At 49.2% G+C, this 12,224-nt stretch carries 12 protein-coding genes; 7 read left to right on the forward strand and 5 right to left on the reverse strand.

Features of this window, described 5'->3' with window-relative positions; genetic code table 11:
* Positions 1-8: 8 nt before the first annotated feature.
* On the reverse strand, positions 9-686 hold the full coding sequence (locus BCY86_RS00530; protein WP_075275955.1) for a TlpA family protein disulfide reductase: 678 nt from the start codon (positions 684-686) through the stop codon (positions 9-11).
* 144 nt (positions 687-830) lie between these two features.
* Positions 831-1,505, reverse strand: a complete 675-nt coding sequence (locus BCY86_RS00535) for an L-threonylcarbamoyladenylate synthase (RefSeq protein WP_245776237.1) — start codon at positions 1,503-1,505, stop codon at positions 831-833.
* Here BCY86_RS00535 and BCY86_RS00540 point away from each other — a divergent pair.
* A complete protein-coding gene (locus BCY86_RS00540; RefSeq protein WP_075275957.1) occupies positions 1,499-2,407 on the forward strand; it encodes a prepilin peptidase in 909 nt (302 codons plus the stop codon). The two genes, BCY86_RS00535 and BCY86_RS00540, sit on opposite strands and share 7 nt — an antisense overlap.
* A gap of 3 nt (positions 2,408-2,410) precedes the next feature.
* Here BCY86_RS00540 and BCY86_RS00545 read toward each other — a convergent pair whose 3' ends face one another.
* The 3 genes from BCY86_RS00545 to BCY86_RS00555 all read right to left on the reverse strand — a co-directional run bounded on the left by BCY86_RS00545 (position 2,411) and on the right by BCY86_RS00555 (position 5,492).
* The gene (locus BCY86_RS00545) at positions 2,411-3,703 is read right to left on the reverse strand and encodes a citrate synthase (RefSeq protein ID WP_075275958.1); all 1,293 of its coding nucleotides are present in this window, start codon (positions 3,701-3,703) and stop codon (positions 2,411-2,413) included.
* Between the two features lie 167 nt (positions 3,704-3,870).
* Positions 3,871-4,620, reverse strand: a complete 750-nt coding sequence (locus BCY86_RS00550) for a 3'-5' exonuclease (RefSeq protein WP_075275959.1) — start codon at positions 4,618-4,620, stop codon at positions 3,871-3,873.
* A complete protein-coding gene (locus tag BCY86_RS00555) occupies positions 4,617-5,492 on the reverse strand; it encodes a DsbA family protein (RefSeq protein ID WP_172824750.1) in 876 nt (291 codons plus the stop codon). The genes BCY86_RS00550 and BCY86_RS00555 overlap by 4 nt, the downstream gene beginning before the upstream one ends.
* Positions 5,493-5,656: 164 nt before the next feature.
* On the opposite strand from BCY86_RS00555, the gene BCY86_RS00560 reads away from it, so the two are divergent.
* The 6 genes from BCY86_RS00560 (at position 5,657) to BCY86_RS00585 (ending at position 12,205) form a co-directional block, all read left to right on the forward strand.
* Entirely contained in the window at positions 5,657-7,261 is a 1,605-nt protein-coding gene (locus tag BCY86_RS00560; RefSeq protein ID WP_075275961.1) for a helix-turn-helix domain-containing protein, read from the forward strand.
* Positions 7,262-7,271: 10 nt separating this feature from the next.
* The gene (locus BCY86_RS00565) at positions 7,272-8,678 is read left to right on the forward strand and encodes an ArnT family glycosyltransferase (protein WP_083604081.1); all 1,407 of its coding nucleotides are present in this window, start codon (positions 7,272-7,274) and stop codon (positions 8,676-8,678) included.
* Positions 8,679-8,702: 24 nt separating this feature from the next.
* On the forward strand, positions 8,703-9,311 hold the full coding sequence (gene ruvA / locus BCY86_RS00570; protein WP_075275963.1) for a Holliday junction branch migration protein RuvA: 609 nt from the start codon (positions 8,703-8,705) through the stop codon (positions 9,309-9,311).
* Between the two features lie 41 nt (positions 9,312-9,352).
* On the forward strand, positions 9,353-10,042 hold the full coding sequence (locus tag BCY86_RS00575) for a hypothetical protein (RefSeq protein WP_075275964.1): 690 nt from the start codon (positions 9,353-9,355) through the stop codon (positions 10,040-10,042).
* Between the two features lie 40 nt (positions 10,043-10,082).
* Positions 10,083-10,922, forward strand: coding sequence for a 3'-5' exonuclease (locus BCY86_RS00580; RefSeq protein ID WP_075275965.1), 840 nt, complete (start codon positions 10,083-10,085; stop codon positions 10,920-10,922).
* An 80-nt stretch (positions 10,923-11,002) separates the two neighbouring features.
* Positions 11,003-12,205 carry a tetratricopeptide repeat protein gene (locus BCY86_RS00585; RefSeq protein WP_075275966.1) on the forward strand — a complete coding sequence of 401 codons (1,203 nt, stop codon included), beginning with the start codon at positions 11,003-11,005 and terminating at the stop codon, positions 12,203-12,205.
* Positions 12,206-12,224 lie beyond the last annotated feature (19 nt).

The following is a 12,224-nucleotide window of genomic DNA, read 5'->3' on the forward strand; positions in this document are numbered from 1 at the left end:
CCCGACTCTTAAGAGTCGATGAGGCGAGAACATGCGTTTTCTCCTTCTTGCTTGGTTTTACTCTCGATAGGGCAGAATCGTCCATCTCGCAGATGATCGATCAGTTCAATCATGAGGGCGTGGTTCCAGGGGCGTACGCCGTCGAAGCGAGCTCGTACGACCCCTTGTTTATCGATAATCCATGTTTCAGGGAAGAGAGAAATCCCATAGAGTTGAGAAACCACTTTTGATTCAGGGTCCAAAAGAGTCCGGAAGGGAATGGGAGCTCCTACAATCAGTTCGAGAGTATCTTGGGTTTTGGCTTGATTTGGATCGATAGACACTGTGAGTACGACCACATCGGGTCGGGAAGAGAGCGTATTCGATAAAGCTGCTAATTCAGGGAGCTCCTTAAGGCATGGGGCGCATGTTTCCGTCCAGAAATGAAGGATAATGACTTTACCGAAAAGTTCACTGAGCTGAACGCTTCCCCCTTCAAGATCGGGCAGGGAGAAGTCTGGGGCAATTCTGTTCCTACCGGTGTAGTCAGGTTGCAGCATGCAGAGTGGGAAGCACCGGTATCGCCATTCGCCTTCATAAGCGGTTCTACCAAAGTTAACTACAATGAGCGCGGTCGTGGCTCCAGCGAGAACGAGAAAAACCCCAAAGCGTAGCTTTTTCCTAGAGGGATGGAGACTCTCTTTCACAGATTCAACTCAATGGCAGTTTGAGAGGATTCATGAGATTCATGGCCACATCAACATAGTAAAAAGACAGGGGTATGCAACTGCAGTCCTTTTGCTCTCCACACATGCAGTCTTCTGGAGTTGGAACTCTCCTCAGCTGAATAATTATAGGTAGAATTCTGCTACTGACCCTGCCCCTTCACGCAGCACCTGGGGTGGACTCGAGGTCATATCAATCACGGAACTTGGGATCTGTCCACCTGTCCCGCCGTCCAGCACCATCGATAACGTAGGGAATGCATCTCGAATTTCTTGGGGATCGATCAGTGATATGCCTTCATGCGGAAGTGCAGCTGTTGTGGAAAAAAGAGGTCTTCCTAGGATACGACTGATGGCTATGGGGACAGGATGGCTAGGGATCCGCAGACCAACTGTTTTTCGTTTGGATTGAAGCATTCTCGGCACTTCTCGTGTGGCTGGTAAAATAAAGCAGTACGGCCCTGGCAAAAAGCGACGTAAAATGCGATATAGATGAGTCTCTACAACTGCAAAACGAGAAAGGCTTGTGAAATCGTCGCAGAGGAAAGTAAACAGGTGGTAGTTATCCAATTGTTTCATTTTACTCAACTTTTCTAACGCCTTCCGATTGGTACAATCGCACCCCAAGCCATACACCGTATCGGTCGGGTAGGCGATCACCTCCCCTTTCAAGAGCAAGTCTACAGCTCGGTTAATTTTTTGGGGTTCGGGATGGTGAGAGTGGATGGAGAGGAGCATCAATTCAACGAAGTCGGTTGGGTTTTGGGGTGGAATGAGGAATGGAGTCTGTTTGAATGACATGGATAGTACGAATCACAGCAATTTTGTTCGGTTTTGTTTGGGGTAGTTTCATCCATTTGGTGATTTATCGACTGCCTCGGGGACTTAGCATTGTCCGTCCCGGTTCCTCTTGTCTTGCTTGTAGGAGGTTACTTGCTCCATATGAATATATTCCTGTACTCTCCTACATTGGCTTACGAGGTCGTGCGAGCTGCTGTGGTGTGCAGATCGGCTTGCGCTCTTTTCTCGTCGAATGGATAGGGGGGGGGCTTTCCCTAGCGCTGGTTGAAACGCTGTTTCTGCCTTCTTTTGAAGAGCGGGGAGTTGTTCTTGCGCTTGCCCTTTTCTTAATTCATTTCTTTATGGCTCTCTTTTTAATCGGAGCCGCTTTGATTGATGCGGAATGGATGATCCTTCCAGATTCGATCACGTGGGTAACAGGGGGACTCGCCTTGCTCACCTACCCATGGAGGGGGTTTACGTTTGTGCAGTCATGGGGGGGAGCTTTGTTTGGATTTATGATGATTTATATACCCTTTGTTGCTCTGTACCAACGGCTGAGAGGAAGGCCAGGAATGGGGATGGGGGATGCAAAAATTTCGGCTGTGCTTGGGGCTTGGCTTGGATGGCAAGGGGCACTTTTTGCCCTACTAACTGGTTCTTTACAGGGGGTGTTGGCGGCAGGACTCCTTTATCTGATTGCGGGGCGGGTGGATGAACCGGTTGCAGTGCAAGAAGAGCGCCGAAAGTGGTTGGAAGCAGCTGCAGCGGGAGATTCAGAAGCACAAGAGATCCTTGCAACTGACCCGCTGGCACGAGAGCCTTTACAAGGGTTTCGTCATGTACGCATCCCTTTCGGCCCTTTTCTAATTCTAGGTGGTCTAGAATACCTCTTTTTTGTTCTTTTTCCAGATAGACTGTAAGGATCAGTCTTTGCGTTGTTCAATAGGGATGTAAAGCCGCTCTTGAGATCCGGTGTAGATTTGGCGGGGACGACTGATCCTCGTAGAAGGGTTTTCTGTCATCTCTTTCCAGTGGGCGATCCAGCCTGGCAGTCGACCGATGGCGAACATCACGGTGAACATGTTGGTTGGGATCCCCATTGCCCTGTAGATAATGCCAGAGTAAAAGTCGACATTTGGATAGAGTTTTCTCTCAATGAAATACGGATCGTGCAGAGCGGTCTCTTCGAGCTGTTTGGCAATATCGAGTAGCGGATCGTGAATTCCAAATTTGCTGAGAATTCTATCGGACGCCTGTTTGATGATCTTGGCACGCGGATCAAAATATTTATAAACGCGATGGCCAAAACCCATGAGTAAGAAATCGTTGTTCTTATCTTTCGCCATGGCGACGTACTTTTTGACATTCCCACCATCTTGATAAATTCTTTCGAGCATTTCGAGCACTTCTTGATTGGCTCCTCCATGGAGGGGACCCCAAAGAGCACACATCCCTGCTGCAATGCAGGCAAAAAGGTTTGCTTTGCTGCTCCCGACCAATCTCACTGTGGAGGTGGAACAGTTCTGTTCGTGGTCTGTATGCAGAATCAGCAGGAGATTGAGTGTACTGACCATCTCTTCGTCGATAATATACTCTTCTGTGGGGAGGCTGAACATCATATTGAGGAAGTTCGCGCAGTACGAAAGAGAGTTGTTTGGATAAACAAAAGGCTGTCCGATCGATTTTTTGTAGGCGAATGCGGCAATTGTGCTCAGCTTCGAGATAAGGCGAGCGATGGTCATGTCGATCACCTCTTTGTTGTCGATAGCCCGTGACTCTGGATAAAAGGAGGAGAGAGAAAGCACCATCGATGAGAGCGTTGCCATCGGGTGTGCAGTCGAGGGGAGACCATCGAAAAAGAGCTTCATGTCTTCATGAAGCAGCGAGTGACGTGTCAGGAGAGTCGAGAATGCTTCCAGTTCGCTCGCCGTGGGCAACTTCCCATAGATGAGCAGATAAGCTGTTTCCATAAAATTTGATTTTTCAGCGAGTTGTTCGATGGGAATTCCGCGATAGCGTAAGATTCCTTTATCCCCGTCGATGAAAGTGATATCGCTCTTGGTCGAAGCTGTATTCATAAAAGCAGGATCGAGGGTAACACAACCCGTTGTGGATCGTAGGTTACTGATGTCGATGGCTTTTTCCCCTTCTGTTCCAGTGACTAGGGGAACTTGCAGGGTTTGATGACCGATCAGAATTTTGGCTTGCTCGCTCACGGGACCTCCATATTTTATTAACCTAAGGACTTTTGACTCTGATGGTAAAGGGTGACTAACATTTTTCAACTTGGGTGGTAGTGATTTCTTGCGGTCTCTTTATAGAGAGCAGGAACAAATGCATTTCTGATGATTGTTGCATCGGTTCAAAGCGATATCCGTCATCCTCATGAGGATCTCCACTTACGGCGTTCATCTGCTTGCTCCTGAGATAGGCGGCGTTGTTCTCGAACAAATAATCCATAGCTTTTGGGTACGCGCGGATCTTGAGAGAAGGCATAGAGGATCCTTAACGCAGCTTCTGCATCTGCGCATGCTTGATGTGCTTTTTCTAAGGTGACGCCCAATCTCGCAGCAACCTCGCTGAGGGTCCTTGAGTGCTCTTCTTTCTGGATTTCGCGGGCCCACACGAGTGGATCGAACCATTCAACATCATGGCGCAAGGCGGGGGCAGAGGTTGTCTGAAAAGATTGAATGCGAGCAAATTCGTGATGTAGAAAAGAGCGATCGAAGCTCGCATTATAAGCGACTGGGATTGCATTCTGGAGAGCAGTTTCAATCTCGGCAGCAATCTCTCTCAGTGTGGGCGCATCCTTTACATCGTCGTTTCCGATCCCATGCACTAGGCGAGCTGCTTCCGGAATAGGGCATCCGGGATTGACGCGCCATTGGTAGCGATGGATGATTTCTCGGTTGCGGCCGATGACGATACCTATTTCGACAATTCGATCCACGGAAGCATCGCGACCCGTTGTTTCTACGTCGATCGAAGCAATGCAACACTCTTCCCACGGAACGTTGGCAGCATATTCTTCTGCAAGGCCTTGCACAGAAGCCTGGATGAGATGGGCAATCCCTGGATAGTGACGTCCTGTTGGAAAGCATCCGCATGTGTCAAAAGCTAGATTCTTGTTCATGAGAACTTCTTTGTCTCGGCGAGAATTTGGAGTTCAAGCTCGATCCAGCTCCTGAAATGCTTCTGAAGCGATTGGGGTATAGGGCCGAACCATTTGAAAAGTCGTCCATTGATGTAGAAGGTAGGAACACCCATAATGCCTAGCTCGTGCAGTAACCGCTTATCTTCTTGGATGCGGTCGTTGATAGATCCCCCCCACATTCTTTTCTTGGTTTGGTTCCAGTCGAATCCGAGCTCTTGGGCGTAGCTATCTAACGATTTGCTCTCTTGAAAAAGAGTGTCTCGTGCTTGCCAGCAACGCTCATTCCCTTGCTCCTCACGTATGCCGAGGATGAAGCGAGCCTCTTCATCCCCTCCTGCGAAGGTGACGAATTTATGCACTTCGCGGATAATTGGGGTGGGATGCTCGGCGTTGATCATCTCAATCATCTGTTTAAAGAGAGGTACGAGTTTGCGACAAGCAAAACATTTAAAGTCGGCAAAGTCGACTAGGGTAATCGGTGCATCTTCAGGCCCCCTGATCGGGGATCCGTCGAGGGGAATGTTCTGTTTATAGGCGGGATCAAACCGTTCCTTGTACAATTGTTCAACATTCTCTACTGCGAACCCCTCCCGTACTTGATTTTCTATATACTGCTTGGCGAGCAAGCAAAGCTTGCTGTAAGCCTCGTTCTCCTCAATGCACCTTTTGATCGTCAGGTTGGGTTGAGGGCAAAAAGAAGCTTTAGATTCCAGCAGCTTGTTGATGGCATTCTGTTCGCGAAGGGTTAGCTTCTCATTTTTCTGGGGGTCGTTTCCACGTTTATCCCCTCTCTCCTCTTGAGCGGCGTCGGCAAGCGCCCCTTGCCCAGAAGAAGCAGAAAAGCAGTTCATCCAGCAAAGAGAACAAAAAAGAAGGCAAAAAAGAGAGAACAATTTCATTCGGCTATTGTAATAATATAACTGATTTCTGAAAAAAGTCCTGCATCTTACATTCCAAAAATTGTTGGACGATCAATATGTACGTAAAAAAGGAAATATAAGAGGGAAATGCTTCTATGAATCTTAACCGGAGCTTAGAAGAATTGCCGGATTCGCCCCCTAGCTCCAAGCCTAAGCGTATCATCGCAATCGGAGGAAGTGGTGGAGGGGTAGGGAAAAGCGTTTTTGCCGTCAATACGGCTATTTACTTTGCTCAGCTCGGCAAAAGAGTTGTTTTGGCTGGGGCTGATGCAGCGAGCTCGCATCTTCATTCGCTTTTTGGTTTGACAGTAAGGCCTCAGGTGGTTTCTCCTCAAGAGTGTATGGGGGGGCTGTCTTCACTCTTGGTGAATCCAGCGAGTATTCCAGGTCTGTCTATTCTTCCCCCCCTTGCCAATAAGACTGGATCGCTCCTGTTGTGGCGTGCTTCTTCCCGAACGCGGTGGCTTACGTCTCTTTTGGCTCTTCCAGCGGACTACCTCGTTATCTACTTAGGGGCAGGTTATACCCATTTTGCGCTCGATCTGTTGGGACAGGCGCATGTCCCGATTCTGCTCACGAGTCCAGAGCCATCAACTGTCGAGTCTATCTATGTGCTTCTGCGTGCGGCCTATCAACGCCGCCTTCAACGCGCTCTTGTCAAAGATCGGTACCGTATGGGCTTGCTGGACCGAGCTATCAAAGAAAAGGGACTCCTCCCTTCCCCTCTCGAATTGATTCGCACCTTGAGTCGGATGGACGCTTCTGCTGCTGAATTAGCTTGGAATGAAGTGCAGCGCATGCGCTTCTATTTGGTCGTGAGCCAGACACGCACCCGTGCAGAAATTGAATTGGGAGCTGCGATGACGGATTTGGTGGGCCGTCATTATGGAGTTCGCCTTGAAGAATTGGGACATATCGAGTACGATGATCTCGTTTGGCTAACAGGGAGGAAAGGGCGCCCCCTTCTTTTAGATAGCCCTAATTGTAGAGCGGCTCGCAATATTGAGCGAATTGCTCGACGTGTTTCTGTCACCATAACAAGACGAACGGAACCCTTACCCTTACCTATTTCTTATGCTTATGAGTCACCCAGTTTCTATGCGATGTTGGGGGTAGCCCCTTCTTCTACAGAAGAAGAAATGCGCCGTGCTTATAAACAAAAGAGGGACATCTACGCTTCTGGTTCAGTGGCTATCTGGTCTTTCTTTGCGCCTGAGGAGCGTCGGCAAGCGCAGCTTCAGTTGGAAGAGGCTTACGACACCTTGATCGATCCCTCACGCCGTCGTGCCTATGATCTTTCCTTGGCAGCTAAGATGGAGGAAGCTTCTTCTTCTGCCTTGCCTGCCTCGAAAAAAGAGTCATCCATTCTGACGGCCGAACGCCTCATGCTTCAGTCTGAACTGGCCCAAATCATGGGGCCAGATACGGAATTTTCTGGTGAACTCCTTCGAAAGGTGCGAGAATCAAGAGGGATTGAATTAGAAGAGATCAGCGCTCGGACCAAGATAACACAGGCTCATTTGATCGCGATTGAAGAGGAGCAAATCGAAAAGTTTCCTGCTTTTGTTTATCTTCAGGGGTTTATCGGGGAGTTTGCCAAACAGCTGTCTCTTGATCCTGTTCAGGTACAGCGCACTTATTTGCGCCGAATGCGCCACAAGGGATTGATGCCTGGGGATAGGATTGAACGTAGAAGCTGACTCATTGAGAATGAGAAGGAGTAGAGGAAAGGGAGATATTTGGTTTGTTGTGGGGCTCATTTCCTTCGCTCTCCTTCCACGTCTTTATATTGCTCTTTCTTTTGGGGTTACTCCCGTGTGGGACGGCTACTACTATGATATCGGAGCCAAGCGTATAGCGGGTGGATTTGGTTATTCTGATGAGCTTATCGAAGGAGGGTATCCTGTTTGGCATCCATGGAGCCATTATCCAGTTGGATATAGCGTTTTTTTGGCTTTTTTCTACCGTTTTATAGGGACGTTTCCCTGGATGGGTCCAGTGGTTAATGCATGTGTTGGTGCTGCTTGTCCACTGTTCACATGGCTTTTGGGGCGTCATGCTCTTTCGGAGAAGCGGGCTCGGTTCGCTGCCCTTTTGGTTGCTCTTCACCCGGGTCTTATCCTGTATAGCGCTACATTTATGACCGAGCTGTTGACGACTCTTTTGATCCTTTTGTCGTTCTGGCTTTTGGTTCGAGCGAGACATTCGTTATGGAGTTTTGTAGGGGCATCTCTTATTATAGGGATCGCTTCTTTCGTAAGGCCCCAAACATTCTTGTGCACCCCATTTTTGGCGCTTGCGGTGCCAGGTGGTTGGTCGCGCATGCGATGGTGGCGTCCCTTTGGATATGGGCTCCTTGGAGCTGTGCTCGCGTTGATCCCTACGCTCCCCTGGACCTTGAGAAATTGTCACGTTCTGGACCAATGTACGTGGATCAGTACCAATGGAGGGTGGAATCTTGCTATCGGAGCGTTCCACCGAGCGACAGGTCGATTTGAAGCGTTGCATGCGAGTGATGGTTGTTCCACCACACTAGGACCTGTCCAACAGGACCGGTGTTGGCTCCACTATGGTCTTGCGCATATTCAGGCGGAGCCCTTGCGGTGGCTCGCTCTCATCCCTCGAAAGCTTCATTATACATTTGATTATGAAACCTTTGCGGTGGAGTATTTGGCGCAGGCCAATCCAGAACGTTGGACAGAGCGCGATCGCAAACTTGGATGGTATGCACTAACTTGGTTTCACGATGCGTTGGTGTGTATGGCTGTGGTAGCGATGATCCGATTAGGATGGAGTGCAGCCAAGCCTCTTCAGGCAGGAATATGGATAGGGGTAGGAGCGTTAAGCGTGACGGTGGCCACCTGGCTCCAAAAGGAAGTAGCGGTTTGGCCGCTGGTGGTCCTGATCAGCCTTTTGCCTTGGCTGCGGACTTCTTCTACTTCGTCGTGGCCTCTCCCTTTTCAATTATCTTTCGTTTGGATTGCGCTCACAGCGATGACGCATATTATTTTCTTTGGCGAAGATCGCTATCATATTGTAATCACCCCTATGTTATGTATCTTCGCAGCTTGTTATGTCTTTCGCTCGGATAAAAAGCCGCTCTCTTGGCTCACGTGAACCTTCTAGCACTCTTTTCTGCCCATGATAGGTAGACTTTTTGGTCGTGTGATCGCTCAAGGGGAAGACAACACGCTCACACTCAGAGTTGGGGGGGTGGGGTACGATCTTTCTGTTCCTGTGGGTACAGTAGGAAGGCTCCCTCAGGAAGAGAATGGAGAGGTGGCTCTTTTTGTTCACACCTATTTACGAGAAGATATGCTCGTTTTATTTGGATTTGCTACAGAGTTGGATCGGCTTACGTTTCGTCTGTTGATCGGTGTTTCGAACATAGGGCCTAAGATAGCGATTGGGATTCTCAGTTTTCTCAGTGCTCAGGAATTGATTGCAGCGATTGCAAAGCAAGAGTTCCGTCTGCTCACTCAGGTCCCTGGGATTGGACATAAAATGGCTCAGCGCCTTGTGCTGGAGCTGCAAGATAAGTTGCCTTCGTTGTCCGATGTTTCTTCATTGCCATTGTCATCGATGAGTCAAAAAGTGCAAACTATAGAACAAACAGTGGTCAGCGCATTAGTTAACATGGGGTATCGAGGTGCTGAAGCGGAGTGCGCAGTCGCTTCTCTGGGAGCGCAAGTACAAAGTTTATCTCTACCTGAACTTATCCGTGAGGCGCTTACTGTGTTATCTAAATGAAGGATTCTGCTTTACAATATTGTTAGCTCAGGAGGGATTTGGTGAATCAGCGCATTGAATATCGGTTTGAACTTAATCGTTCGTATTTCAGGAAGAATATCGGGTATGGGCTTGGCGGGGTGAGTTCATTTTTGTTGGGTGCTGCCTTATATCTGTTGTGGAGACAGTTCAGTGGTGCCTCGGAGGGCGTAGAATGGAGTTTCCCTCTGCTTGTTTTAGGATTGATGCTAGGCGGAGGGGCTTGGTGGAGTCTCAAAGGGAGCAAGCCGCTCGCCATCCGTGTAGGAGATGGAGGGGTTGCCTATGAGAAGGGGGGCTTCCAACGCATACCCTGGTACAGCATCACCCAGATCGTGTGGGATCCTCATCAAAAATCGATAAATGTCTACGGATTCTCAGAGGAGGGAAGCCAAACGCTGATCTTGATCCGAGTGGAGGAGAGCCCTGAGGCTGTCTCTTTTCTTTTGCAAGAGGCTCGACGACGCGTTCCAGTTGCTGTGCAGCTGCAAGATGCAGATATTGCCAGTGAAGTGAAGGGGAGGGGGATCGAGGGTCATCCCCCCCTCTTGATGGAACCCATTCAAGTTGTGGGGAAGCCATGTGCAGCTAGCGGGCGGCTTATCTCCTATGAGCCTGATGCTCGTGTCTGCTTGAGTTGTGGACGGATCTACCATTTCACTCGAGTCCCTTCGTTCTGTGTCTGCCAAGGAGTTGAGGCCCTTCGGGCGTAGCCTTAAACTCTTATATGGACAATTACCAGTCGAGCAGTCGATGGCATTCGACATCAGTGGATTGAACCCTCCTGCGGATCCGATCTGGGCTCTCCCTCTCGAGCAGGCTCCCCTTGCTTTTGTTGATCTGGAAATGACAGGGCTTGATGTCAATCAAGATCACATTGTCGAAATCTGTATTCAAAAGGTGGTCGGATCTTGTTGTGTAGATGAGTTTTCCACTTTGATACATCCTCCGGAACATGTTGGAAGAGTGACTCATCTGCATGGTCTCGATGTTGATGTTTTAAAAGGAGCCCCTCTTTTTTCTCAGGTAGCTTCTCGTGTCTGCGCTCTTCTCGACGGTGCGATATGGGTCGGTCATGGAGTTTCATTCGATCTTGAATTCATTCAAAGGGAGTTGGAAGGGATGCATCGCCCTTGTCGGTTCCCTTATTATTTGGATACGCTTGTGTTAGCTCGCCGCGCTTTTCATTTCCCTAACATGGCGCTTGGAGCGTTAGCGCGCGAGCTTGGGATCACGCATGGAAGGCTCCATCGCGCCCAAGAAGATGTGAGCGTGTTGCGCATGCTCTTTGCAGTTTGTGTGCAGGCTCTCTCCCCATCCAATGCCCGTGATTTGTGGGAAGTGCGAGTCGGTCAAAAACAAGCTCGAACATCAATTCTCTCAATTTGTCAAAAAGCGCGGGAACAGAAAATACCTTTGCGGATCGCCTATCGACCTTGTGGAAACGCGGAAGAAATTGTGGATGTGTTGGTTTGTGAGGTTCATGCTGATCGGATCCCCCCCAGAGTGGTAGGATTTTTGCTCGAGCGCAAAAATCGACGAGAATTCCGAGCCGATCGAATTCTTCGCGTGGAGCAAATCGAAAAAGAATGATCTTGCTTTTTGATGAAAAGTTTAGCCATGAAACAGAGAAACGGAGAATCTGAATGAGGTTTTGTTGGGCATTTTATTGCATGGTGATTTTTTCTGCTTGTCATTCTTCCTTTAAGGCCCAACCCGCAGAGCAGGGTGTTCTGGTCGATAAATGGGTAACCTGCGCTTCTCAAAGTTATTATGCAGGAGAATGGGATGATGCTGTAGAAGCTTCGCGTGCAGGGCTTCAAATCGGGCGGGAAAATGCTTCTTTAAAGATCATCGCTGCTCGGCTTGCTCTTGCTCGCCTGGAATTCAACGAGGCAATACAGCTTACTTCTTCTTTGGAGGACAGCGAAGCCTATGGAATCCGTTGGCGTGCTCATTGGTTTCAGGGGGAAATTGAACAAGCCGCAGATGAATTGGAAGAGTACTTAAAGGCCCCTTCTTCCAAGGACATGTGGGCGAAAGAAATTTCTAGGCTTGCGAGGAAAGGAATAGGGCGCCACCCCTTTACGTTAAAAGGAGATTTGGTGGTGGGTATTGATATGCCTAGGGCTGGATCCATGGTGGTGGTTCCCTGTGAATTGGAAGGGGAACAGGTGTTTGCTGTGATGGCCACAGCGAGTAGTGAAGTGATCATCGACTCCAGCACGCGAAAGGAATCGGCATGGGTCAACCTCCGATTCGGTGGCCGTATCGAAGTGCAAGATGTGCCTGCGATCGCTTACGACTTAAGTGGAATTTCCCGTCAACTGGGTGCCCCTATCCGGCTTTTGCTTGGGACTCACTTTTTACGCCGAACTCATGTCACTTGGGACCGCAGTGGAGATCAATTTGTCATCCGTAAAGAGGCACCTGATTTTTCGCTTCAGGCTGCCCGAATCCCGCTCTGGTATGCGGATGGGGGGGCTATGCTCCTTCCCGGACGTTTTGCTGCTGTACAAGAAACAGGGATAGTGCTCTCAATGGATTCCTTGGCTCCTTACTCGATCGCTTTTGAAGAGGAGGGTTGGAAGATGTTGAGTGGTTCTTTCTCTGCCCAGGAAGCCAATCGACCTGTTTCTGTGCTCCCTTCTCTCGCTTTGGGTACAGCCCGTTTCTCTGATATTGTTGTGAGACAGGGGGTGCCTATCCCTGAGATTCCTACGCATCTCCCATCGATGAGAATGATTGGTATGGTTGGGGGGGGGCTCTTTTCCACAAAACGGGTGACCATAGGGGAAGAAGGACGATGCCTCTGGATAGAAAATGGCCCTTTCATGGAGCAGGGGAGTAATGGAATGGGCTTGTCCTCCTTGTGATGAGAGGTTGTATGGTTTT

It is taken from the genome of Pajaroellobacter abortibovis (assembly GCF_001931505.1).
Classification (GTDB): domain Bacteria; phylum Myxococcota_A; class Polyangia; order Polyangiales; family Polyangiaceae; genus Pajaroellobacter; species Pajaroellobacter abortibovis.

What these genes read in the sequence shown, in the direction of transcription:
- BCY86_RS00550 (WP_075275959.1), bottom strand. Translation starts at nt 4,620, where the DNA reads ATGAACAAGAATCTAGCTTTTGACACATGCGGATGCTTTCCAACAGGA.
- BCY86_RS00585 (WP_075275966.1), top strand. Translation starts at nt 11,003, where the DNA reads ATGGTGATTTTTTCTGCTTGTCATTCTTCCTTTAAGGCCCAACCCGCA.
- BCY86_RS00580 (WP_075275965.1), top strand. Translation starts at nt 10,083, where the DNA reads ATGGCATTCGACATCAGTGGATTGAACCCTCCTGCGGATCCGATCTGG.
- BCY86_RS00540 (WP_075275957.1), top strand. Translation starts at nt 1,499, where the DNA reads ATGACATGGATAGTACGAATCACAGCAATTTTGTTCGGTTTTGTTTGG.
- BCY86_RS00555 (WP_172824750.1), bottom strand. Translation starts at nt 5,492, where the DNA reads ATGAACTGCTTTTCTGCTTCTTCTGGGCAAGGGGCGCTTGCCGACGCC.
- BCY86_RS00565 (WP_083604081.1), top strand. Translation starts at nt 7,272, where the DNA reads ATGAGAAGGAGTAGAGGAAAGGGAGATATTTGGTTTGTTGTGGGGCTC.
- BCY86_RS00535 (WP_245776237.1), bottom strand. Translation starts at nt 1,505, where the DNA reads ATGTCATTCAAACAGACTCCATTCCTCATTCCACCCCAAAACCCAACC.
- ruvA (WP_075275963.1), top strand. Translation starts at nt 8,703, where the DNA reads ATGATAGGTAGACTTTTTGGTCGTGTGATCGCTCAAGGGGAAGACAAC.
- BCY86_RS00560 (WP_075275961.1), top strand. Translation starts at nt 5,657, where the DNA reads ATGAATCTTAACCGGAGCTTAGAAGAATTGCCGGATTCGCCCCCTAGC.